The 20,982-nt window shown below is 33.9% G+C and carries 30 protein-coding genes and 1 tRNA gene; 22 read left to right on the top strand and 9 right to left on the bottom strand.

Annotated features, from left to right (window positions below):
• Positions 1-55 precede the first annotated feature (55 nt).
• Genes ACW9W4_RS05935 through ACW9W4_RS05900 form a run of 8 tightly spaced genes read left to right on the top strand, consistent with a single transcriptional unit; the run spans position 56 to position 4,591 of the window.
• The gene (locus tag ACW9W4_RS05935) at positions 56-742 is read left to right on the top strand and encodes a ribosome assembly factor SBDS (protein WP_457761557.1); all 687 of its coding nucleotides are present in this window, start codon (positions 56-58) and stop codon (positions 740-742) included.
• Positions 742-1,425 (top strand): exosome complex RNA-binding protein Rrp4, encoded by a 684-nt coding sequence (gene rrp4 / locus ACW9W4_RS05930; RefSeq protein WP_179363158.1) that lies wholly within the window; start codon positions 742-744, stop codon positions 1,423-1,425. Before ACW9W4_RS05935 ends, rrp4 begins: the two co-directional genes overlap by 1 nt.
• Positions 1,425-2,159, top strand: coding sequence for an exosome complex exonuclease Rrp41 (rrp41, locus tag ACW9W4_RS05925; protein WP_457761556.1), 735 nt, complete (start codon positions 1,425-1,427; stop codon positions 2,157-2,159). Before rrp4 ends, rrp41 begins: the two co-directional genes overlap by 1 nt.
• A gap of 2 nt (positions 2,160-2,161) precedes the next feature.
• Positions 2,162-2,980, top strand: a complete 819-nt coding sequence (gene rrp42 / locus ACW9W4_RS05920) for an exosome complex protein Rrp42 (protein WP_457761555.1) — start codon at positions 2,162-2,164, stop codon at positions 2,978-2,980.
• A gap of 1 nt (position 2,981) precedes the next feature.
• Positions 2,982-3,203: an eL43 family ribosomal protein gene (locus ACW9W4_RS05915; RefSeq protein WP_179363161.1), complete on the top strand. Its 222-nt coding sequence runs from the start codon at positions 2,982-2,984 to the stop codon at positions 3,201-3,203.
• The gene (locus ACW9W4_RS05910; protein WP_457761554.1) at positions 3,187-3,432 is read left to right on the top strand and encodes a KEOPS complex subunit Pcc1; all 246 of its coding nucleotides are present in this window, start codon (positions 3,187-3,189) and stop codon (positions 3,430-3,432) included. The genes ACW9W4_RS05915 and ACW9W4_RS05910 overlap by 17 nt, the downstream gene beginning before the upstream one ends.
• Before the next feature lie 23 nt (positions 3,433-3,455).
• On the top strand, positions 3,456-3,857 hold the full coding sequence (locus ACW9W4_RS05905; protein ID WP_457761553.1) for a prefoldin subunit beta: 402 nt from the start codon (positions 3,456-3,458) through the stop codon (positions 3,855-3,857).
• Positions 3,858-3,904: 47 nt separating this feature from the next.
• On the top strand, positions 3,905-4,591 hold the full coding sequence (locus tag ACW9W4_RS05900) for an ERCC4 domain-containing protein (RefSeq protein ID WP_457761552.1): 687 nt from the start codon (positions 3,905-3,907) through the stop codon (positions 4,589-4,591).
• Positions 4,592-4,624: 33 nt separating this feature from the next.
• Here the strand turns inward: ACW9W4_RS05900 and ACW9W4_RS05895 are convergent, their stop codons facing one another.
• Positions 4,625-5,110, bottom strand: coding sequence for an NOB1 family endonuclease (locus ACW9W4_RS05895; RefSeq protein ID WP_457761551.1), 486 nt, complete (start codon positions 5,108-5,110; stop codon positions 4,625-4,627).
• On the bottom strand, positions 5,100-5,915 hold the full coding sequence (locus ACW9W4_RS05890) for an NAD(+)/NADH kinase (RefSeq protein WP_457761550.1): 816 nt from the start codon (positions 5,913-5,915) through the stop codon (positions 5,100-5,102). Before ACW9W4_RS05890 ends, ACW9W4_RS05895 begins: the two co-directional genes overlap by 11 nt.
• A 90-nt stretch (positions 5,916-6,005) precedes the next feature.
• Between ACW9W4_RS05890 and ACW9W4_RS05885 the strand changes: the two genes are divergently transcribed.
• The 4 genes from ACW9W4_RS05885 to ACW9W4_RS05870 are packed head-to-tail and all read left to right on the top strand — an operon-like array spanning position 6,006 to position 10,265.
• On the top strand, positions 6,006-6,851 hold the full coding sequence (locus ACW9W4_RS05885) for a sulfurtransferase (protein ID WP_457761549.1): 846 nt from the start codon (positions 6,006-6,008) through the stop codon (positions 6,849-6,851).
• 1 nt (position 6,852) lies between these two features.
• Entirely contained in the window at positions 6,853-7,164 is a 312-nt protein-coding gene (locus tag ACW9W4_RS05880) for a hypothetical protein (RefSeq protein ID WP_457761548.1), read from the top strand.
• Positions 7,165-7,200: 36 nt separating this feature from the next.
• On the top strand, positions 7,201-8,151 hold the full coding sequence (locus ACW9W4_RS05875) for a 4Fe-4S dicluster domain-containing protein (protein WP_457761547.1): 951 nt from the start codon (positions 7,201-7,203) through the stop codon (positions 8,149-8,151).
• Between the two features lie 53 nt (positions 8,152-8,204).
• Positions 8,205-10,265, top strand: coding sequence for a cellulose synthase family protein (locus ACW9W4_RS05870; RefSeq protein WP_457761546.1), 2,061 nt, complete (start codon positions 8,205-8,207; stop codon positions 10,263-10,265).
• On the opposite strand, the gene ACW9W4_RS05865 is transcribed toward ACW9W4_RS05870, so the two are convergent.
• Entirely contained in the window at positions 10,266-11,771 is a 1,506-nt protein-coding gene (locus ACW9W4_RS05865; RefSeq protein ID WP_457761545.1) for a chemotaxis protein, read from the bottom strand.
• A gap of 417 nt (positions 11,772-12,188) precedes the next feature.
• Here ACW9W4_RS05865 and ACW9W4_RS05860 point away from each other — a divergent pair, with 417 nt between their 5' ends.
• Together ACW9W4_RS05860 and ACW9W4_RS05855 are read left to right on the top strand one after the other, a co-directional pair.
• On the top strand, positions 12,189-13,514 hold the full coding sequence (locus ACW9W4_RS05860; protein ID WP_457761544.1) for a cation:proton antiporter domain-containing protein: 1,326 nt from the start codon (positions 12,189-12,191) through the stop codon (positions 13,512-13,514).
• Positions 13,507-13,935, top strand: a complete 429-nt coding sequence (locus tag ACW9W4_RS05855; protein WP_457761543.1) for a hypothetical protein — start codon at positions 13,507-13,509, stop codon at positions 13,933-13,935. Before ACW9W4_RS05860 ends, ACW9W4_RS05855 begins: the two co-directional genes overlap by 8 nt.
• Before the next feature lie 2 nt (positions 13,936-13,937).
• Here ACW9W4_RS05855 and ACW9W4_RS05850 read toward each other — a convergent pair.
• Positions 13,938-14,014 (bottom strand) — tRNA-Gly (locus ACW9W4_RS05850).
• Between the two features lie 63 nt (positions 14,015-14,077).
• Between ACW9W4_RS05850 and ACW9W4_RS05845 the strand changes: the two genes are divergently transcribed.
• Entirely contained in the window at positions 14,078-14,341 is a 264-nt protein-coding gene (locus ACW9W4_RS05845; RefSeq protein WP_457761542.1) for a hypothetical protein, read from the top strand.
• On the opposite strand, the gene ACW9W4_RS05840 is transcribed toward ACW9W4_RS05845, so the two are convergent.
• On the bottom strand, positions 14,333-14,842 hold the full coding sequence (locus ACW9W4_RS05840) for a 50S ribosomal protein L16 (RefSeq protein ID WP_457761541.1): 510 nt from the start codon (positions 14,840-14,842) through the stop codon (positions 14,333-14,335). The two genes, ACW9W4_RS05845 and ACW9W4_RS05840, sit on opposite strands and share 9 nt — an antisense overlap.
• A 98-nt stretch (positions 14,843-14,940) precedes the next feature.
• Here ACW9W4_RS05840 and endA point away from each other — a divergent pair, with 98 nt between their 5' ends.
• Positions 14,941-15,504 (top strand): tRNA-intron lyase, encoded by a 564-nt coding sequence (gene endA / locus ACW9W4_RS05835; RefSeq protein WP_457761540.1) that lies wholly within the window; start codon positions 14,941-14,943, stop codon positions 15,502-15,504.
• On the opposite strand, the gene ACW9W4_RS05830 is transcribed toward endA, so the two are convergent.
• On the bottom strand, positions 15,501-16,157 hold the full coding sequence (locus ACW9W4_RS05830; protein ID WP_457761539.1) for a DNA repair helicase: 657 nt from the start codon (positions 16,155-16,157) through the stop codon (positions 15,501-15,503). The genes endA and ACW9W4_RS05830 overlap by 4 nt on opposite strands.
• 53 nt (positions 16,158-16,210) lie before the next feature.
• A complete protein-coding gene (locus tag ACW9W4_RS05825; RefSeq protein WP_457761538.1) occupies positions 16,211-16,543 on the bottom strand; it encodes a P-II family nitrogen regulator in 333 nt (110 codons plus the stop codon).
• 97 nt (positions 16,544-16,640) lie between these two features.
• Between ACW9W4_RS05825 and ACW9W4_RS05820 the strand changes: the two genes are divergently transcribed.
• On the top strand, positions 16,641-16,856 hold the full coding sequence (locus ACW9W4_RS05820; protein ID WP_457761537.1) for a hypothetical protein: 216 nt from the start codon (positions 16,641-16,643) through the stop codon (positions 16,854-16,856).
• Between the two features lie 117 nt (positions 16,857-16,973).
• Here the strand turns inward: ACW9W4_RS05820 and ACW9W4_RS05815 are convergent, their stop codons facing one another.
• Positions 16,974-17,606, bottom strand: a complete 633-nt coding sequence (locus ACW9W4_RS05815) for a hypothetical protein (protein WP_457761536.1) — start codon at positions 17,604-17,606, stop codon at positions 16,974-16,976.
• 267 nt (positions 17,607-17,873) lie between these two features.
• Here ACW9W4_RS05815 and ACW9W4_RS05810 point away from each other — a divergent pair, with 267 nt between their 5' ends.
• Together ACW9W4_RS05810 and ACW9W4_RS05805 are read left to right on the top strand one after the other, a co-directional pair.
• Positions 17,874-18,041: a hypothetical protein gene (locus ACW9W4_RS05810; protein WP_457761535.1), complete on the top strand. Its 168-nt coding sequence runs from the start codon at positions 17,874-17,876 to the stop codon at positions 18,039-18,041.
• 120 nt (positions 18,042-18,161) lie between these two features.
• Positions 18,162-18,338: a CDGSH iron-sulfur domain-containing protein gene (locus tag ACW9W4_RS05805; RefSeq protein ID WP_457761534.1), complete on the top strand. Its 177-nt coding sequence runs from the start codon at positions 18,162-18,164 to the stop codon at positions 18,336-18,338.
• Between the two features lie 498 nt (positions 18,339-18,836).
• On the opposite strand, the gene ACW9W4_RS05800 is transcribed toward ACW9W4_RS05805, so the two are convergent.
• A complete protein-coding gene (locus tag ACW9W4_RS05800; RefSeq protein ID WP_457761533.1) occupies positions 18,837-19,064 on the bottom strand; it encodes a C2H2-type zinc finger protein in 228 nt (75 codons plus the stop codon).
• Between the two features lie 64 nt (positions 19,065-19,128).
• On the opposite strand from ACW9W4_RS05800, the gene ACW9W4_RS05795 reads away from it, so the two are divergent.
• The 3 genes from ACW9W4_RS05795 (at position 19,129) to ACW9W4_RS05785 (ending at position 20,845) form a co-directional block, all read left to right on the top strand.
• Entirely contained in the window at positions 19,129-19,581 is a 453-nt protein-coding gene (locus ACW9W4_RS05795) for a GNAT family N-acetyltransferase (RefSeq protein ID WP_457761532.1), read from the top strand.
• A 59-nt stretch (positions 19,582-19,640) separates the two neighbouring features.
• The gene (locus ACW9W4_RS05790; RefSeq protein WP_457761531.1) at positions 19,641-20,111 is read left to right on the top strand and encodes a mechanosensitive ion channel domain-containing protein; all 471 of its coding nucleotides are present in this window, start codon (positions 19,641-19,643) and stop codon (positions 20,109-20,111) included.
• A gap of 80 nt (positions 20,112-20,191) precedes the next feature.
• Entirely contained in the window at positions 20,192-20,845 is a 654-nt protein-coding gene (locus ACW9W4_RS05785; protein WP_457761530.1) for a superoxide dismutase, read from the top strand.
• Positions 20,846-20,982: the final 137 nt, after the last annotated feature.

Genomic DNA, 20,982 nt, shown 5'->3' with positions numbered 1-20,982 from the left:
AATCTAGCTGGTTTTACGTATAGATAAATACCAAATTACCATAGATGTTTTAGAAATGGCAGACTATACGTTGGTTAGATATTCCTTTGAAGGCGAAAAGTTTGAAATTATGGTAAAGCCTGATCCTGCACTTGATTATAGGATGGGTAAGAAAAAGGATATTTCCGCAATCTTGGTTTCTGAAGAAATCTACACTGATGCCAGTAAAGGCACTAGGCCTGCAGCGGAAAAATTACTCCATGCTTTCAAAACTGAAGATCAAGCTGAAATTGCTGAAATTATTCTCAAGAAAGGTGATCTAAATCTTACAACTGAACAAAGACGAAAGATGATTGAAGAGAAGAGAAAACAGATTGTCACGTTTATTGCTAGAACTTTCGTTGATCCTAGAACTCACTTGCCACACCCTCCAGTTAGAATTGAGCAAGCTATGAAGGATGCACGAGTATCAATTGATCCTCACAAAACAGTCGATGAACAGGTTAAGGATATAGTGGAAAATTTGCGTTCTATAATTTCTCTAAAGTCTGAGAATCTCAAATTGGAGATTATAATCCCTGCACAATATGCATCTCAATCATATGCGGTTTTAAAATCTACAGGTTCTCTAACTTCAGAAGAATGGCAAAATAATGGTTCATTAAAAGCAATACTTGAAATACCCGCTGCAGCAAGGCCAAACGTGATAGACAGATTAGGTTCTATAACCAAGGGCTCTGCTTCAGTCGAGGTAGTTCAATAATGGATAATAAGAGAAAATATGTTATTCCAGGCGATGTTGTAACTACTGGTCCATTCAGACCTGAACAAAATGTAATCCTTGAAGGCGAAAAGATAATTTCTACAACAATTGGTATTTCCGAAATTTATGAAGATTCAGTTCGTGTAATTACGTTAACAGGAAAATATATTCCAAAAATCGATGATCTTGTTATTGGCAAAGTAAACTCTCACACTTCCTTGTCATGGGAGTTGGACATCAATTCATGTTATGTTGGATTTTTGCCTGCACAAGATGTTTTTGGACGAGATTTTTCTGCTCATGCTGATGAACTTTCAACTAAACTAAAAACAGGAGATCTGGTGGCAGCAAGAATTGCTAATTTTGATAGAACAAGAGATCCTCTAGTTACAATTTCTGATAGAGACTTGGGTGCAATTGACTCTGGTGAGTTAGTAGAAATCTCCCCAAGTAAGGTTCCACGCCTAATTGGAAAGAGAGGTAGCATGATTCAGATGATAGAGATGGCAACAAATGCTGCAGTTACAATTGGTCAGAATGGCTGGGTTGTAGTTTCATGTGAGAGTCCCGAGGGATTATTAAAGGCTAAAAAAGCAATTGAAATGGTTAACCAAAAAGCACATGTTGCTAATTTGACTGACCAAATTAAAGAAATGTTAGAAATAAAGGATGATGAAACTTAATGGGCGGAAGAGACGCAACAATGGTCCTATTGGACGAGAATGGTATTCGTTGTGATGGTCGTAAAGTAGACGAGACACGACGAATTATGATTAAAGCCGGTGGACTAAAAAATGCTGATGGTTCTGCTTACATTGAATTTGGTGATAACAAAATTTTGGTCGGAGTTTTTGGTCCAAGAGATGTACATCCAAAACACATGTCAAATACTGATACTGGAATTTTAAGAGTTAGATATCACATGGAACCATTCTCTGTTGGTGATAGAAAAAACCCTGCACCTTCAAGAAGAGAAATTGAAATATCCAAAGTAATCAAAGAAGCATTAGAACCTGCAGTAATGTTGGAGAATTTCCCAAGAACTGCAGTTGATGTATTTATCGAAGTATTACAAGCCGATGGTGGAACAAGATGCGCTGCACTTACTGCAGCATCTGTTGCACTAGCTGATGCTGGAATTCCAATGCGAGATATGGTTGCAGCAGTTGCAGCAGGAAAAGTTGCAGATACAATAATTCTTGATGTTAACAATGAAGAAGACCAAGCAGGTCAAGCAGACATGCCAATTGGTTACATGCCAAGTCTTGATAAAATTACACTATTACAATTAGATGGAGTTTTGACTCCAGAAGAATACAAAAAATGTGTTGATGTTGGAGTAAAGGGCTGCAAAGTTGTTTACGAACTACAAAAGAAAGCACTAAAAGACAAATACTTTGGAAACGGAGGAGACTAAAATTGACATCCGTTTCTGTTATTGATGAATTAAAGAAAACACAAATTCTTGAATTACTAGAACAAGGAAAACGTGTTGATGGACGTGCCTTTGATGAACCACGTGAACTTAAAATTGAAATTAACGCAATTCCACACGCTAATGGATCAGCAAGAGTCTATCTTGGTGATACTGAAACAATCTGTGGAGTAAAAATTAAACCTGATAGACCATTCCCAGACACTGGCGATAGAGGTCTTTTCATTTGTACTGCTGAACTTTTACCATTATCTCATCCAACTGTTGAGACTGGTCCTCCACAACCACCTGTTATTGAATTAGCAAGAGTTACTGATAGAGGAATTAGAGAAAGTCACATGGTTGATGTTTCTCAATTAGTTATTGAAAAAGACAAATCCGTAATTGGTGTATTTGCTGATATTGTTGTTGTTGATTATGATGGAAATCTCTTTGATGCATGCTCTTATGCTGCAACAGCCGCTTTACTTACATCAACAACCCCAAAATGGACTTGGACTGATGAACAACCAAAACTTGTTGAAGGTGAAGAAACTCCTTTACCAATAACTACAATCCCAGTATCTGTAACTATGGGAAAAATTGGTAAACATATCATAGTTGATCCAAATGGAGATGAATGGGCTAGTATGGATGCTCGTGTTACAATTACAACTGATTCTGATGGAAATATCTGTGCATTACAAAAAGGTGGCAGCGATGGATTTACACAAGATGAAATTAATCAATGCGGTGACATCTCTGTACGTGTAGGTGCACAGATAAGAGAAAAAATAAAAGCAGCTCAAAAGGACAGTCAGTAAAATGGTTAAGCACTCTAAAGCAAAAAAAGCCCTTAAAGGATTAGGCGCTCGTTACGGAATTAAACTTAGAAAACAATATTCTAAAGTTCATTTTACTTTAAAAGAAAAACGAACTTGCCCTGAGTGCGGTTCACAAAACTTTGGACGTGATGCCGTTGGAATTTGGTCTTGTAAAAAATGCAGCTATAAAGTAGCCGGAACTGCATATGACATTAAACTTTAGTGCCAAAATCACAGTTGATGCAAAAGATAAGACAAAAGCAATTTTTGAATCTGTAAATACAGACAATGAATTTTATCCTGAAAATCCTGTAAAAACAAAGATGACTTTTGATAAAAAAATCACCATTGCTGTTGAAACGAATCAATTACCTCATCTTCGAGCAAACTTGAATTCAACTCTTCGATTAATTCAAGCAAGTTATGATTCAATAGAATCGGTAAAGATATAATGAAACAAATTTTTTGGTAAATTATGTCAGCAGGACAAATGCCACCATGGCTTCAAGAGCAAATTATGAAATTACAACAAGCACAACAGAGTCTTCAATCAGTAATGACTCAAAAACAACATCTTGAAATTGAAAATGCAGAAACAGAAAAGGCACTTGAAGAATTACGTAAAGTTGCTGATGGTGATGCAGTGTTCAAACAAGCTGGTACTGTTTTGATTAAATCAAAAAAAGAAGAGTTAGTTGCTGAATTAGAAGAACGAATTGAACTAACTAAAACACGTGCAACAGTTCTTGAAAAACAAGAAACACGTCTAAAAGAATCTCTAAAAGAGCAAGAAGCAAAAATCACTGAACAAATGAAAGGTGGTTCTACCGGTGCTCCTCCAAAGTCACCTCCTGTAGAAGACAATCCTAGAAAATAATTTCCTAGTTTCATACAAGATATTAACAATTCTTTTGTAACAATGATGTGAATTTAGAAAATCTTAGAATTGTAGTGGATGAGCGGGAGAGAAAAAGTGGAATTCCTGATTTGTTAAAGTCTATTGGATTAAACATTGAAATGAAAACACTTCCAATTGGTGATTACATTGTTGCACCTGAAACAATAGTTGAGAGAAAAAGTATACGTGATCTGATGGCTTCTGTTTTTGATGGTAGATTGTTTGATCAATGCGCAAGATTGAAAGAACATTTTGAGCATCCTGTAGTTCTCATGGAAGGTAACGTTGATGAAATTGAAGAAATCACTGAAAATCCTTTGATTTTTTATGGTGCACTCTCAACTGTAGTTTTAGATTTTAAAATTCCTGTAATTCCAACACCTAGTGCTGCACATACTGCTAAACTTTTGGTTTCAATGTGCTCGAGAAAAGATACTCCTAAAGGCCCATATCTAAAAAAGATAAAAAAATCATCTGATCTGGAAAAACAACAACTTTCAGTTCTTTGCAGTTTACCTGGAATTGGAGAAAAGTTTGCCGTTAGAATGCTAACTAAATTTGGAACTCCTCTGAAAGTTTTTAGTGCCACTGCTGCTGAATTGGCAAAAGTTGAAGGTCTGGGTGATGCTCGTGCAAAAAAAATCAAAAAAACTCTAGATACTAAAAGTAAATTACTAAAATCATCAAACCAACAAACTTTACATGACTCTTGATTAAATTAATTTTTAAATTCTAACTGTATAGTTTCAGCTTATTTGTTTGAGTAATTTTCTTTTTAATGGAGTTCCACACATTGGACATTGTGTTCCTCTTGTGTGATTTGTTCTACACCCTGGACAGTAATGAATCCATTTTCCAACATCTGCAATACCTTTAGTCATGATAGGCATAATTTCTAAACCTAAATTCTTGGCAACATTTGAAATTGCAAAATCATCACTAATTATCTGACCCTTCATTTCAATACCTAGTGCAATGATTGAGATATCTTGTTTTGATAACTGAGGAAAATCTCCTGTATCTTTTGATGATTTGATTGCAGCTTTTACAGATTCTAAATCTGGCTCTCTAATTTTTAATCTGTTAGTTTCAAGTAAAGTTCCTAAAGCGTCATGGTTTTTCTTTATGTGTTTAATTTCTTCATAAACTAGTGAGGTTGTGTAACAATCATCTGATGATCTAAATGGTACTCCTGCATAAAATGCACTGGCATCTAAAATTCTAAAATCCAAGCTTGCTCATCTGTCTTAGTCCTCTTTTCTTTAATCTTAGAAAGACTGCATGTTTTTTGTATCTCCTAATGGTGATTGGTTCTCCATATCCAACTGCTTTGACTACTTGTGCATCCATTGCAATATGGCAATCATGAGAAGATGTAATTTCAATTTTTTCATCTGGAACAACCAACGATGCTAATCTATACACGGGTGCAACAGGTGTAATGATTAAAACATCTAAACTTTCATGCAAAATTGGACCTCCTAATGAAAAAGAGTGACCTGTAGAACCACTTGGTGTTGCAATGATCACTCCATCCATTTTCTGCTTAACTATGTCGTCTTGAAATTTAATTGTGATTTCTGCAGTTTTAGTCAAGTTTGTTCTAGTGATGTAAATTTCATTTAGTGCTGGTGGAAATTCTTTTCCTCCGCAAGATGCGACAACTCTAATCCTTTTATCTAAAAAGAAATTATCTTTTAAAATTTGGTCAATTGCATCATCAATTTCTTCAATTGTTATTTCTGCTAAAATTCCTCTATTTCCTCCTACATTGATAGTCAGAATTGGGGTCTCATTTTCCAAGTTTCTAAATACGCGAAGTGTTGTTCCATCTCCCCCTAAGGTAATGACTAGGTCTAGTTTCTCTTTTTTTAATTCCTCCAAAGTCTCTATCTGTTTTGCGCCCTCAACTTCAATTGGTGAGATGGTAAACACTGTAATTTTTTTTGCTAATAGCTTTTTTGTAACGTCTTTTGCAGCTTGTTCTGAATCCTTGGACCCGACTTTACTAACTACTGCTACTTTTTCTAATTTCAACCAGTTCTTCTGAATCGTATTTACTTAAAAATGATATTTTTCCTATTATTTTGAAAAACAAATAAGTATGAAAACAAATCCGTACAAATTATGAGTTACGCACATCCTGAAGTTTTAGTTGATACAGAATGGGTATCACAGAATCCTCCTAATGAAAAAAGGAAATTAGTTGAAGTTGATTATGATCCTGTAAATGGATATCAAAAAGGTCACATTAATGGTGCCAGTTTAATTTGGTGGAAACGAGACATTAATGATCCTGTAACTCGAGATATCATTAGTAAAAAAGAATTTGAAGCATTAATGGCCAAAAATGGAATTACTGCAGATACTGAAGTTATTCTTTATGGTGACTTTAACAACTGGTTTGCAGCATTTGCTTTTTGGGTTTTCAAAATTTACGGTCATGAAAATCTCAAAATCATGAACGGTGGACGAAAAAAATGGGAATTAGAAAATAAAGATTACACTACTGACGAACCTCAAATGGCTCCGACAACTTATGTTGCACAACCTCCAGATGAGGGATTACGTGCATATCTATTTGATGTTAGCAGAGCTTTAGGAAAAGAAGATACTGTAATGGTAGATGTAAGATCTCCTGCAGAGTTTACTGGTCAAATTACTGCACCTCCAGAATATCCAATGGAGCATGCACAAAGAGGTGGCCATATTCCTGATGCAAATAATATTCCTTGGGCAACTGCAGTTAATGATGCAGATGGTACTTTCAAAGCAGTTGAAGAATTAAAACAAAATTATGAACCAAAAGGAGTCACTCCTGACAAAGATGTAATTTGTTATTGCAGAATTGGAGAGCGTTCTTCACACAGTTGGTTTGTATTGAAATATCTACTTGGATATCCAAAAGTTAGAAACTATGATGGTTCCTGGACTGAATGGGGAAACATGATAGGAAATCCAGTGGAAAAATAAATTGCTTTTAGACCTTCCTGTTCTTGAGAAAGGTACTTTCTATTTTATCAAAGACGGCGAGTCTGATATTATTCTCGAGGACAAAACTAAACGTGGTCTTGAAATTAGAGAAACATCTATTGATGAAAAAATCAATGTCAAAGCCGATAAGGGAATGATCCATGATATGGATGGAATTGGACATTGGGTTCCAATTCGTTGGTATTTTGCAAAAGATTCCTTTGATCTATCTCAGGTATTGGTTTACGCAGAAGCGATGGATGAAAAGTACACAAAACTCCGAGAACTCACATGTCCTGATGATGACGACTGATAACCTTTTTATCTAAAATAAGATGAATAATCTCAGATGTCTTTACTCCTAAAAGATCGAGTTTGGTCAATGGAGGCCGCAACTGCAAAACGTGGCGTTTATCCTTTACATGGATTCAAACTTGGCTTGTACCGATTACCAATTAAACTCGAAGAACCAGTTGAACTAAAATCAGTTCATGATGGTCTCAAAAAAGCATTTGAAATGGACATGTATGCAGATAGAATTTACGCAACATATCGTTGGAAGGAGCAAAACATGGATGATCCTGATGCTAAAGGATATCAAGAAGTTGATTTGTCAGTTACAGTTGAAATTGTCACTGGTGAAGTTGTAGATATTATTTATCAAATTTTCCCAATTGAAAAGTTCGGTGATCCTAATTGGGTTAAAGATTATAGAAAAAAGGCTGATCATTTTGCTAAAATGGTAATTGATACTATTTTACGAAATACTATTTTGGCTGATAAGATGATTTCTCATTTTGCAAAAACTGAAAAAATTTCTGAAGTTGCTGCTATTCAAAAACTAGAAGAACTAACTCCTCTTGCAAAAATTGTTCTTGGTGCAAAACCAAAACCAGTTGAGGCAAAAGAAGATGAAGATGGTGAAGAAGATGACAGTTCTATTGAAATTCCAGATGGAGCAAAACCTGGACCAATTGATGTTGATTATAAATCAAAAATGAAACCTTCTGCAGCATACGAAGCACCTGAACACACAATCAAAACTTGGGGAAGGAGAGGTACAAGTAATGGTATCATGGGCGTTTGGGGAGAATTTGTTTCCGTAGATTATGATATTTGTGTAGCAGATGGTGGTTGTATTGAAGCATGTCCTGTTGCTGTATACGAATGGTTTGATACTCCTGGAAATCCAGCATCTGAGAAAAAGCCGTTAATGTCAAAAGAACCTGATTGTATTTTCTGTCTTGCATGTGAAGGCGTATGTCCCCCACAAGCAATCAAGATTTATGAGCAAAAATAAATTTAATTTCTTTCCACTTAAATAGCGATTAGCAATTCCTTGAATTTAGTGATATGGCAATCAATCCTTTCACCTCATTTGTATTTGATCTGTTTATCTTATCTGCCATAATTATTACTGCATACACTGTTAATTTTTACTATCTTGCATTTCTTTCAAGAACTAGAAAAGAATCTCATCCTACAATTGATTGGGGAACGCCAACTATTACTATACAATTACCAATTTACAATGAAAAGTATGTGGCAAAACGACTCGTTGATGCAGTTTGTCATATGGATTATCCAAAAGACAAAATGAGAATAATGGTATGCGATGATTCAGATGATGATACCGTTGAATTACTCCGAGATGTAGTTGATGGTTACAAAAAAGACGGATATCAAATTGAACATGTGCGACGTGGAACAAGAATAGGTTACAAAGCAGGTGCATTGAAACATGCAATGAAAACAACTGATACAGAACTTGTTGCAATATTTGATGCTGATTTTATTCCACCCACTTGGTTTCTTAAACGAGCAATACCTCATTTTGCAACATCAAAAATTGGTCTGGTTCAATGCAGGTGGGGCCATGTTAACGAAAATTATTCTACAATTACCCAGGTACAAGCCCTCAGTATTGATTTTCATTTCCTTGTAGAGCAGAAAGCCAAAAGTAATTCTAATCTCTTCATGAATTTTAACGGTACTGCTGGTATTTGGAGACGTGATTGTATTGAAGATGCTGGAGGTTGGCATACTGCAACTCTTGTGGAAGACCTTGATCTAAGCTATCGTGCGCAAATGAAAGGATGGAAATGTTTGTTTTTACCTGATATTGTAGTTGATGCTGAATTACCTGCACAAATGAATGGGGCAAAACGACAACAATTTCGTTGGGCAAAAGGATCAATTCAATGTGCAATCAAATTACTTTCTGATGTTGCTCTAAAACGTCATGTTGCAATTGAAGCCAAACTTCAAGCATTCATTCAACTTACTCGTCATATTGTGTATCCTCTAGTATTGATACAATTTTTATCATTACCTGTATTGCTTGCAGCTCAAGTTAATCTTTATGTTGTAAGTGTTCTACCTGCATTGACGATTGCAACATATCTTGCAATGGGGCCTGGTGCATATGTTTTAGTGATTCAGGGAATGTATGGTAAAAATTGGAAATCTAAAGCAAAATTACTTCCAGCATTACTAATCTATAATGCTGGCATGTCTGTCAATAATACAGTAGCAGTATTTGATGCAGTACTTGGAAAGAAAAATGAATTTCACAGAACTCCAAAATATGGACTAGTAACAAAAAAAGATGATTGGAAAGACAAGGCGTATAATTTACCATTTACACAAACAACTCTTTTAGAAATATTTTTTGGGGTTTATGGAGTGATGGGAATCTTTATTGCAATTTTTTCAAACAATCCAGTGTTTGTACCAATCATTGCTCTTCAAACAATTGGCTTTTTTTTCATTGCATACCTGAGTTTATCTCATACTAGATTTAAAAGAAATAAATCAAGTGAAAATCGAGCAAAAACTAAGAAGGAAAAGATGGCAAATAAAATTTACAAACTTTCTATGATTGGAATACTTGGAATTATTATTTTTGGAGGATATATGGCAATATCTGGTTACAATTCTGATATTTACCCTCTTGATAGAATACGAGGAAATCTTGATGGAATTGTGTCTTCATCAGATCCTAAAATGATTCGTGATCATTTAGTGGCAATCCAAGGAGATTTGGATATAGTAATGGTGAATTTACCTGATACCTGGGATACTGAAGGCAACATAATTTCAAAAAACCCTGTTTGGATATTTGGAACAGAATCTACTAACTTTCTTAGAATTCAAAATAACATAGACACCATGTTTACAGGCGTTAATGAAATATCCCATATTCCTAAAGATAATTCTGCATATCATACAGGTATGTTGGATATCAAGGAGAGGGCATTACTGTTAAAAATCAACATCATGGATGCAACTCCGTACATGTATGTCAGTCCTGCAAACATGATGCTTAGTGGAATTTGGATTGCAGCAATTATAGGAATTTTTGCAGCATTAAAACGAAAGAAAGAACAACTCAACAAAACTGATCTAGAATAATTAAGAAATATTTAGATCTTTTCTAATTTCATCAACAGCTCTTATTCCATAAATGTCTCGCACTTGTTGAATTCTAATTGATTCTTTTAACATGTCTCTACCAATAGCGTTTGTTAAAATTGAATACACATCACTGAATCTTACTTCCCACTTGTCTGCACAATCTAATATTTTACTAACAGCCCACTGTCGAACTTCATGAGGTAGAGGAATTTTTTCTCCAGATTCAATTGAAATTCGATCAAAGAGATTTACAATATCTGCTGTTTGAGATGCCATTTTTTCTATGTCTTTTGACACTCCGTATTTTGATTCGGCATTCATTCTAATGTTTGACTGGTATTCTGATAACTTTAACAAAGCCATCATCTCTTTAGATGAATCACTAGATGCCTTGTTGGTGACTTCTTTGACTGATTGTATCTCTTGAAATAGGCTTTCAGATTTTTTATGGAATTCTATCGTAGATTCGTCTTGTCTTTTTAGGGTGTCTGACACTGATGATATTTTTTGTTCAATACTGTTTGTTTTATCAAATACGTTTTGTTTGAAATTTGCAACTTCTTCTTGAACTGATTTTAGTCCTTCACCTACAAATGCTGTGGAATCTGCTCTTTGTGCTAGTGCTCCAATCTCCGTCTCAATTTTATCAATTTTGCCTCCTAGCTCTTTAATTGATTCTAGGCTCAAATTATCTATAGAATTTGCTTTTGCTGCAATGGAGTCAAACTGTTGTTTTAGTCCATCAATTACTCCTGCTAGAGAATCAATTTTTGATGCTTTTGATGATATTGCATCAATTGTAATTTTAATTGCATCAAGTTCTGCATTTAGATTTGAACTAGATGATACTCCTTCTGAGATTCTTCCTAATTCTTGTTTGAGACTTTCAATGATTTGAGTGCCTGTATCTAATTTTGCTGTTTTTCCAGAAAGTTCATTAATTGTATTTTTTAGATTGTCCATCTCAGAACCAATTTCTAAGAATGAATCTGTCTTTCCAGAAACTTTTCTTAAGTCATCTCTAACTTCATCAATCCTTTGTGCAATTTTGATGATCATTTGAGAATTATTCTTTATCGAATTCATACTTTCTTCAACTTGTTCTGATATGTCTTGAGATTTTGATGAATTTTGTAATTCTGAAATTTTACTGATCTCTTTTTCTAATTTAGCAGTCTGGTCATTAATTTTATTGACTAGATTTGATTGAGATCTGACTTGATTTAATCCTGCGTAGAGTTTTTGTGTATCATCTTCTATAATGTTGATTTGTTTTGATTGTTTTTGAATATGTTCAAGTGTAGATGTTAGTGTGTCAATCATTCCTTTCATGGATACTAACACTTTTTGATTTTCACCAAAGATTTTTGACATTACTTTAATTTCTTTTTGTAATGCTTTGTTTGAATCTGAGACTGATGCTACCTTTTTTAATAACGCTGATGGATTAGGCTCTTTCTTTGCCTTGACTGGCGTTTTCTTTTTTGTAGTTTTGGTAGCCATATGAAATCATTTAAAATTTAAAGATAAAAAAGTTGGGTGTAAAAATAAAAATGTAAAGAGTTACTTGTTTACAACTTCTGGTTCATGAAGTAATTCATGAAATGTCTTTTCAGCCAATCCATTCACTGTTTCAATAAACCCTCTTGGACAATATTCGCATTGAATCATATAGTACGGTATGGTACCGTACTATTAATAGTAAGGTGATTGCAAAATAACCAATTATGCAGTCAGATACCCCAGGTCATATCTCTTCATTTAATTCAGATGACCTAATCATCACTCTGCACATCGATTATGTTGTCTGGGCATAAAGAGGTTAAAGATTTTCAAAATTGCTGAGCCTGATATTATGTCTAGAATATTCCAAATTTGCAATTCACAATCATTTTTTAAACAATTTTGTTGATTGATAACATGCAAAACATTCCACTTCAGATTACTGGTGGAATTCAAAATACACTAAACAATACTGTAACTAGTTTAATTGAACAAATAACTCCTGAATTACCTCACACCAGTTTTGTCACTGATTTGGCATTCATTATGATTATTGGCGCTGTTGTGACTCTGGCTTTTTTTAAAATTAAACAACCATTGATCATCGGCTATCTTTTTGCAGGGATGTTGATTGGTCCTCTCTCCCCGTTTTGGTCTTGGGTCTTACCTGAAGGAGGTCCGTCTGGTGATGCGTTGGGAGGTGTTGGAATATTATCTGATATCTCTGCATTGAATCTTTTTGCTGAAATTGGAGTTATCTTACTTCTCTTTGTAATTGGAATAGAGTTTCCATATGCAAAAATCAAAAGTATTGGAAGAGTGGCAATTGGAGTTGGAACTATAGGATTGTTTTCAACCTTGGGTGTTTTGTTCTATACTGCTACAGCCCTTGGATTGGGATTCATGGATGCTTTGTTTATTTCTGCAGCCCTGTCAATATCTAGTACTGCAATTATCGTAAAATTGTTAGAAGACATGGGAAAAATCAAAAAAGAATCATCCATTATGGTTCTTGGTATTTTGATTGTAGAGGATGTGATAGCGGTCATCTTAATTTCATCTTTACAATCTATTGCATTAGTTGGAACTGTATCTATAGAATCAATCCTTGTGGTTGTATTGGTTGCCACTGGACTTATTGTAGGTACATTTACTATTGGAACTCGTGTAATCCCACCACTAATTGATAGGGTTGCAGCAGCAGAACATCGAGAAATATTATTGCTTAGTGTCTTAGGTCTTTGCTTTGGTTATGCATTATTTGCAAATATTGTGGGACTATCTGTAGCAATTGGGGCATTTTTGGCAGGAGTTTTGGTAGCAGAATCTAAATCTGCTGAGGTAGCAAAGTTACTTTCAAGCCCAATCAAAGACATGTTTGTTGCTATCTTTTTTATTTCAGTTGGAGCCTTGATGGATGTCTCACAACTAGAAAATTATATTTTTGTAGCAATTGCTTTGATTGCAGTTGCAACCGGAATGAAATTTGGAGGTAATATGATTGGAAATTTCATTTTCAGACAAAAACGTGGCAAGGCACTTCGTTCTGCATTCACTTTGGCTGCACCTCGAGGGGAATTCTCTATTGTCATTGTAAAAGTTGGAGTGGATATAGGTGCAGTTAGTGCTTTCTTGTTCCCATTAGTTGGTATAATTTCTATTATCACTGCTTTCATCTCTCCATTTTTGATGAAGGCAGGTGACAAAGTAATCCCTGTATTGGAAGATAAAAAAAATGTCTGATGAACTCAAAGAATTCTTAGATAGAGTACATCCTGGAATTACTACTTTTGATTTTGAAGGAAACGAGACACCTTGTATTGAATTGGAGGAGAAAAGATATGATGACATATTGTCAAAAGTTGCAGGGCAACCATTATCCATTAACACTGATTTGAATATTTTACAAGATGGATTGGGCAATGCATTTGTTGATGTAACATTAACTTTTTCAACTGGGAATATCACTGAAACATTTCTTGTGAATGCAAAAACTCACCTTGTGTTTTTCCAATCACTTGCAAAAACATCCATGCTTGCCCTCACTTCTCCAAAATCTAATTTTGGAAAAGATAAGGTGTTTATGATTCAATTACCACGTCCAGAAAAAGCTCAAGATGCACTTGAGATAATAAAAAATGCATTGATTCCAAAGAACAAATAAAGTGGTGCAGTTACCGGGATTTGAACCCGGGTCACGTACTTGGCAAGCACGAGTACTAACCAGACTGTACTATAACTGCAACAAACCTCAAGGCTGAATTTGGATATTAAACTGTTTTTAACTATTTCAATTAAGATAGATTATGGATGAAACTCTTCTAAAGAAAATTGAGCAAAAAATTCAAGATTCTATATCAAATAAAGATGAAATTAAACAATTAATCAAATCACTATCCTTAATTGATGATTCAAAATCTTTTGCTTTGGGAATTGTTGTTGGAAGAATCTATAATACATTTTATTATCAATCTAAAAGAATTCTAAATCGAGAACCAACAAAACAAGAATTTCAAGAATTTTTAGAATTTGTTAAAAATAAGAAATCTGATTTAGATAACTTATGGTGATAGTTTGTTCCAATCAATTACTTTGATGAGTGGTGTTCCTGGTAATTTTACACATGAACCATGTAGTGCTTTTTTTGCAGCTGTTAAGTGAGCATCACCGTTTACGTACAATTCCATAATGCATTGTCCTTGTTTTACTCTGGCACCTAGACTGACTGCTTTTCCCCATGATCTTCGCATTCCTTCTGAAACTCTATCTGCACCTGCAGTTGCAATCTGTTTGTTCTCTCTGAGAAGATTGTGTGGGTAAATTCTTAATCTTGAATAATATCCTGTTTCACCAGTTGTTTTTTCTAGTGTTTTGTTTGCAGCTAATCTTGTAGATTCAATAGCCATATGTCTAATCTGAATTTTTTCGTTTAACAATAATTGAACACAGTACTGATATGTTCCTCTTTTACCACCTTGAAATTTTGCAATTTTGATTTGTGGTTTACCTTTGATGTATTCTTTTCTTGTAAAGACTTGACCTTTTCCATCTCGATAATTAGCACCATGCATGATATTTTCAAGCCAGAATGCCCATATTTTAACGGTTAGCAGGACATCCCTCGTATTCTCCAATGCTTATATGGAAATCCTTTGATTTTCACTTTATTATGGATGATACCCCATTAGTTGATGGAGAGTTAGTTTCAGATCAAACATGTATCACACAAAAGAACATGATTCATGAATTAGAATTAAAGGGGTTTGGAGAAATTGAAGAAGAAAAATTATTCCTAAAATCATTTGAAACTCTTTACTTGTTGTATACAAAAAGACTGATTCTAAAAAAGAACAAAAAACAAATTAATTTTGATATTTTTATGAGTATCTGTCAGGAAACTGATTTTGAAACTCTTACAAAATTTTTGATTTATCGTGATCTACGGAATAGGGGATATGTTGTCAAAGATGGATTTGGATTTGGTTCTGATTTTAGAGTGTATGAGAGGGGCCATTATGGTGAAAAAGGTGCAAAATTCCTAATCTTTGGACTCAATGAGGGTCAACAAGAAAAGATGGGAACTCTACAAAAAAAGATTGAAGAAATTACTCAAATGGGAAAAGAACCAATTATTGCAGTAATAGAACGCCGTGGTGAAGTTATTTACTATAAAATCAATAAAATGGATTTTGCCGAAAACAAATCTAGACTTGAAGAACCCTTTGATCTCTAATCCTTCATAATCCATTCTGAAGAATATTTTAAAAGATTATTTTCTTCAGCATACATAAAATCGTACACTTCCACATGCTTTGTTTTATTTTGCCACAAATCTTCAAAGTCTTTTATTTTTCTTTCGACTCTGGATTTATCATTCCATGAAGTAAAGACATCCACTGATTCAAAGTCTCTAGATTGTGCAGAAAATGATTCTTTAGATGTTCCTGTAAATGCAACTGTTTGATCATCATCGTCTCTAAAAATTCCAATTCTTTCTGAAAATGTATCTGTTATGCTCTCTGAATTTGGAATTGCAATTTTTAATTCAACTTGTCCCTTATTTACAATGTCTTGAAGTTTTTGGATTTTGACATCTTTGATTAATTTTCCCTTGAATGACTTTGTATATTTTTCAGAAAAGAGTTTTGTAAATATATTGAGATCACTGGTTCTAAATCTGTGCCCTGTAACCATTCTCAATTTTGCTTTCCCCTCTGCAAATTTATCAAATGCTACTGAGAATGTTGATAATGTCTGAATAGATAGAAAATCAACACACCTATCATATTGAATGCAATTACTTAGACAGGGAAGAAAAAACTCAGAAACAATATCGTCTTTGTCTGAACGATATTCTTCTTTTAATTGAATTTCTCTTAGGCCCAATAAATTTAATTGAAAATTTTGTTATTTAAAGAAACAATTTTGAAATTAGAATATTATTGGAGTGCTTCTGTACCGTGTGCGCCATCACGAATCTTGACTAATTTTTCAATCTTGTAACAAAATACAATGCCGTCTCCTTTTTCACCAGTACTTGCAGTTTTTTGTATAATTTCTATAATTTTGTCTTTATCTTCATCTGAACATAAAAGTTCAATCTTAGATTTTGGAATGTAATTACTTGAATGTGTTCTTACACCTTCATGTGCATGATGTATCCCGCTAATTTGAACTTGATATGCAGAAAATGTCACAATACCTACTTCTCCCAAGGCTTTTTTCACTTCGTAAAAAGTTGAGTTTCTAACTATTGCTTCAATTTTGTACATATTGCGTTTAATTTGTAATGAAATAAAAACTAAGATCAATTCCTAAACTAAAATATTAATTTGCTATTTAATTGATGAAATCGTGGTTTTTAAAATAATGTATAAATTTCAAGATGATGATAAATCGTATACTTGCTACGTGACACATTCACAGTATGTTAATTTCAAAAAATTACCTACAATCAAAGAAATTATTATTCTAAAAAGAAATCAGATAGAGATGAAACAATATGAGGAGGAGATGCAGCGCTCAATTGATGAGGCATTTGCAAACAGCACTTCTCACATAAAAAATCTCTCTGATGAACTTTGAGATTTTTTTCTTCAAAAAGTCAAACATCCCTTACTCTAACCTGAGACTAGACAAATCTATCTAAAATCATAACTAGTAATTCCTGATTAATAAAAAAATAAAAAAGGTGTAGGTGATTTACTGAACAGTAAATTCATCTACGAACTTTTCATAATCATCTGTTGATGGGTTTACTGCTTCAACATTTACTAATCCACTCTGAATCAATGGCATGTGTATGCCATTTTCTGCTGAATGAATTTTTGCTGCTGTAAAGGCCATCACAAATGTTCCTTGCTCATCATATACTGGTGTATAATGTCCTCTTAGAATAATTCTAAAGGATTCACCTGAATCTAATGTGCCAGTACCATGAAGTTTGATTTTACCATTGATTGCTTTACCTTTTAATTCCAATGTTGCATGGCGGTCTGCTGCAGTAATTTCTGCATCCGATGAAACTTTCCATATACCATTATCATTACGTACTGCTTTTCCATCAATAGCAATTTTTGCTTCATGTGCTTGACCTGCTATAATTGCCCAGCCACTTGTAGTTCCATCAAATTGAACTTGTGGTCTAACTACAGTGTCTACAGGACGTTCTGCTGCTACACTTGTTGAAATGCTAGCATCTGCAGATACTCCTGCCACATTTGTAGTTGTAGCAATGTTACTATCTGCATTTACGGCTAATGCCATAGGTGAGAAAGCAACTGCCATTATTGCAACTAGTGCAATCATAGCGGGTAACGCTTGTTTTGTTTTCATTGACAACTAGACGAGAAATTCTACTTAAAAGAAACTAGCAGAAATTACCAGTAGGAATCATTAGTAGGAATCATCAGTACGAACTAAATACTTTTTTTGAATAGTAAATTCAATTGGAATTGTCACCAAACAACTAATCGTTGCTGGTCTTAAGATTCAATTTTTATTATTTACCAGTTATACATCCAAAACTATCTCAAAAATAATTCAAACCTTTAAGGATCATTTGTTCGTTAATCTTTTAAGTAAATTTTGTATATCTAAATCATGTCAACTTTAATGCAATACAAACATGAACCAATCCAAAATCAATCTATTTCTCTGGTTAAACGTGAATCAGAAACTCCAATTTCATCTAGAATAACTGCAATGGATATGGTTGGTCTTACATGGATCTTCAAAAAAGACGAAGACCTACTTGATGAATTTAGGTAATTTAGACTATTTCTAAAAACTATTTTTTATGATATTCTAGTTTTCTGCCCCATTTTATTTTCAAATTGGCAGGCAAGTCCATTAAGACAGTGTAATATACGATAAAAGTCACATTGTGATATGGTAAAAGTAACAATCCAAGCAAAAGAAAACGGTCCATTAATTGTAGAAACTGATGGAAAGAGACTATGTGCATTATGCAGATGTACTGCATCTGAAAACAAACCAAATTGTGATGGCTCACATGCAAAATCAGGTTTTAAAGCAGAAGCATCAGAAATCAAAGTCTGTGATTAAGTTTACACGACGTTTTTTCTTATTTCCTGCCTTTTCTGCGTCCATTTTTATCCTCAATTTGGGTACTTTTATTGATTAAATCATATGGTGAAAAAGGAAATAACAAAAGAAAAATTTTGTATGAGCTGTAAATCAAAAAATAACCTACAATCTAGCATTAACCTTCTAACCGATCCTGCATATCTTTGCAGTAAATGTATTTCAGATTATGATGGTTGGAAAAAGAAAAATAAAAAAAGACTCTAGAGTTGTTTACTCTTCATATTAAGAAACACACCTTTCTGCGTTTCATTTTAACTCCAAAAATGGTTCAAACCTTTAAGGATTCATCTAAAATCGAGATCATTCTTAACTCTTAGTTTGTTTTGATTGAATTATGGCTTTTACTAGATGTGACAAATGTGGCGAACTCAGATTTGATGGAAAAATTAATCTTTGTGCAAATTGTGGTCATCGAATTACAAAGACTGCCAAGACCTTTGAGTGAAATTAGAACTGTTAGACTTTTTCCTTGCAATCTTTTTTGTGTTTTCTTAGATCATCAGTAGTGTGAAATTCAGAACCACAGGCTCTACATTTTTCCTTTTTCTTGTTATGTGCAATTTCTTTATGTTTTTTCAGTCTTTCAGGATACTTGAATCGTGATCCACATTTATCACATTTTAGTTTCCTTACACTTTCATCAAAAACCATACTTTGTATGATATCTTCTAGTACTAAAACCAATTCTAACCTCTGTACTAGTTAAATCTAGAAAAAATCATTAAAGTCATGATGATCCTATCTTGCTATGGATAATGTAGCAGTTAGAACATCATCTGGCAAAGATGTCTCAATGATTCTTGGATTGTTGTATGATCTAGGACGTCCAAAACCACAAAAAGACTCTGAGGTTGAAACATTTCGTAAACTAGTTACAAAATATGTGAAAGATTCAGACAAGGCAATACTTGTTGCAGAACTTGATGATGTGAGAATTATTGGTATGGTAAGTGTAGTATATTTGTCCAGATTAAATCAATCTACATTGGAGATGTATATTCCAGAATTAGTTGTTCTTGAAAAATATCATAATCATGGAATAGGCAAAAAACTAATCAATTTTTGTATTGCTCTTGCAAAAGAGAAAAAATGCTATAGAATTAGATTGGAATCTGGAAATCAACGCAAAGAATCTCACCAATTCTATCAACATTTGGGATTTGAGCAATCTTCCCTTTCATTTACATTGAATTTAGATTAATTCAAAATCTGATGGATTTACATTAGGGGGATGTTAAAATTGATTAAAGGAAACATGTTATGGTTGAAGAATTTTATCTCTTATTTGCATCATTAATTATTTCAGTAGTACTCTTACTCGTAATTAGATATACTCTTCACAAAAAAATGAAAAATTTTGTTGGGACGCAAAAAATAATTGGTTTTGTTTCTGTCATCATCATAGTTTCAGAAGCTACATATCTTGGTTCATCTTTAGGATTATTCCAAATTGCACTAGAGGTAATTACCTCCATTGGTGTAGGTATGGTAATATTTGGAATTGCATTACAACATCAGTTAAAGAACATTGCAGCAGGAATTGGAATATTTTTTAATTCTGATGTAAATGTTGGAGATTCTATCACAATCAAAGAAACAAAGGGCGTGATCATAGAACTACATCTAACAAAAATTGTTGCTTTGAGTGAAGATGGTGGTAGAATTATAATTCCAAATCAAAAACTGGCAGAAGACTTTGTAATTGTATACAATAAACAAAGAAAATTCTAAAAACTGATAATAAAATATACTGATTGATGCAGCCAAAACCAGAAAAATTGTTTATAAGGTAAACCTCACATTAAACTATAATGGGCGATTTTCTATTACCTGATTTACCATATGCATATGATGCACTAGAGCCCCACATCGATGCTCAAACAATGGAGATACATCATTCTAAACATCATCAAGCCTACACAAACGGATTAAACGATGCATGGGATGAGATGGCAAAAGAAAATCAAGACAAAGGATTACTAATAATATTATCTGATTTAGATCAAATGAAACCTGAAATCAGAGAGCGAATCAATTTCCATGGTGGTGGGTACAACAACCATGAATTATTTTGGAAAAGCATGAAACCTGGTGGCGGTGGAGAACCAGGTGGGAAATTAAAAGATGCAATAGATAAAGAATTTGGAAGTTTTGAGAAGTTCAAAGAAAAATTCTCAGCAGAGACTGCAGTAATACAGGGCAGCGGTTGGGGTTGGCTAATATTTAATCCAGTTACAAAAAAAATTCAATTCAAAACAACTGCAAATCAAGACAGTCCAATCACTGAAGAGCTTGTACCTCTATTAGGATTGGATGTTTGGGAGCACGCATATTATCTAAAATATGAAAACAAGAGACCATCTTACATTGCAGCATGGTGGAATGTAATTAATTGGGAAGAGATAGAACTTCGATTTACAAGAGCAGAAAATACTGCAAAGGCATTATTTACAAAATATCGTTGAGCCTAGAGTATCTCATAAAGTTTAAATTTTGGATTTTAAATCCCCACTTTGCCGTTACAAGGTTTGTAGGCAAAACCTAGTTGGCCAAAATCCACACGGAAAGAAAAACCTTCTATTACAATTAATATTTTAAATTA

This window comes from Candidatus Nitrosopumilus sp. bin_7KS (assembly GCF_054095835.1).
Note: the sequence above shows the minus strand (reverse complement) of the source record. Positions and strands in the feature narration are given on the sequence as shown.

Coding starts and splice junctions, on each gene's coding strand:
- rrp41 (WP_457761556.1), top strand. CDS start 1,425: ATGGGCGGAAGAGACGCAACAATGGTCCTATTGGACGAGAATGGTATT.
- rrp4 (WP_179363158.1), top strand. CDS start 742: ATGGATAATAAGAGAAAATATGTTATTCCAGGCGATGTTGTAACTACT.
- ACW9W4_RS05860 (WP_457761544.1), top strand. CDS start 12,189: ATGCAAAACATTCCACTTCAGATTACTGGTGGAATTCAAAATACACTA.
- ACW9W4_RS05910 (WP_457761554.1), top strand. CDS start 3,187: ATGACATTAAACTTTAGTGCCAAAATCACAGTTGATGCAAAAGATAAG.
- ACW9W4_RS05865 (WP_457761545.1), bottom strand. CDS start 11,771: ATGGCTACCAAAACTACAAAAAAGAAAACGCCAGTCAAGGCAAAGAAA.
- ACW9W4_RS05855 (WP_457761543.1), top strand. CDS start 13,507: ATGTCTGATGAACTCAAAGAATTCTTAGATAGAGTACATCCTGGAATT.
- ACW9W4_RS05825 (WP_457761538.1), bottom strand. CDS start 16,543: ATGTACAAAATTGAAGCAATAGTTAGAAACTCAACTTTTTACGAAGTG.
- ACW9W4_RS05840 (WP_457761541.1), bottom strand. CDS start 14,842: ATGCATGGTGCTAATTATCGAGATGGAAAAGGTCAAGTCTTTACAAGA.
- ACW9W4_RS05885 (WP_457761549.1), top strand. CDS start 6,006: ATGAGTTACGCACATCCTGAAGTTTTAGTTGATACAGAATGGGTATCA.
- ACW9W4_RS05845 (WP_457761542.1), top strand. CDS start 14,078: ATGGATGAAACTCTTCTAAAGAAAATTGAGCAAAAAATTCAAGATTCT.
- ACW9W4_RS05905 (WP_457761553.1), top strand. CDS start 3,456: ATGTCAGCAGGACAAATGCCACCATGGCTTCAAGAGCAAATTATGAAA.
- ACW9W4_RS05815 (WP_457761536.1), bottom strand. CDS start 17,606: ATGAAAACAAAACAAGCGTTACCCGCTATGATTGCACTAGTTGCAATA.
- ACW9W4_RS05790 (WP_457761531.1), top strand. CDS start 19,641: ATGGTTGAAGAATTTTATCTCTTATTTGCATCATTAATTATTTCAGTA.
- ACW9W4_RS05805 (WP_457761534.1), top strand. CDS start 18,162: ATGGTAAAAGTAACAATCCAAGCAAAAGAAAACGGTCCATTAATTGTA.
- endA (WP_457761540.1), top strand. CDS start 14,941: ATGGATGATACCCCATTAGTTGATGGAGAGTTAGTTTCAGATCAAACA.
- ACW9W4_RS05795 (WP_457761532.1), top strand. CDS start 19,129: ATGGATAATGTAGCAGTTAGAACATCATCTGGCAAAGATGTCTCAATG.
- ACW9W4_RS05785 (WP_457761530.1), top strand. CDS start 20,192: ATGGGCGATTTTCTATTACCTGATTTACCATATGCATATGATGCACTA.
- ACW9W4_RS05810 (WP_457761535.1), top strand. CDS start 17,874: ATGTCAACTTTAATGCAATACAAACATGAACCAATCCAAAATCAATCT.
- ACW9W4_RS05870 (WP_457761546.1), top strand. CDS start 8,205: ATGGCAATCAATCCTTTCACCTCATTTGTATTTGATCTGTTTATCTTA.
- ACW9W4_RS05915 (WP_179363161.1), top strand. CDS start 2,982: ATGGTTAAGCACTCTAAAGCAAAAAAAGCCCTTAAAGGATTAGGCGCT.
- ACW9W4_RS05935 (WP_457761557.1), top strand. CDS start 56: ATGGCAGACTATACGTTGGTTAGATATTCCTTTGAAGGCGAAAAGTTT.
- ACW9W4_RS05875 (WP_457761547.1), top strand. CDS start 7,201: ATGTCTTTACTCCTAAAAGATCGAGTTTGGTCAATGGAGGCCGCAACT.
- ACW9W4_RS05820 (WP_457761537.1), top strand. CDS start 16,641: ATGTATAAATTTCAAGATGATGATAAATCGTATACTTGCTACGTGACA.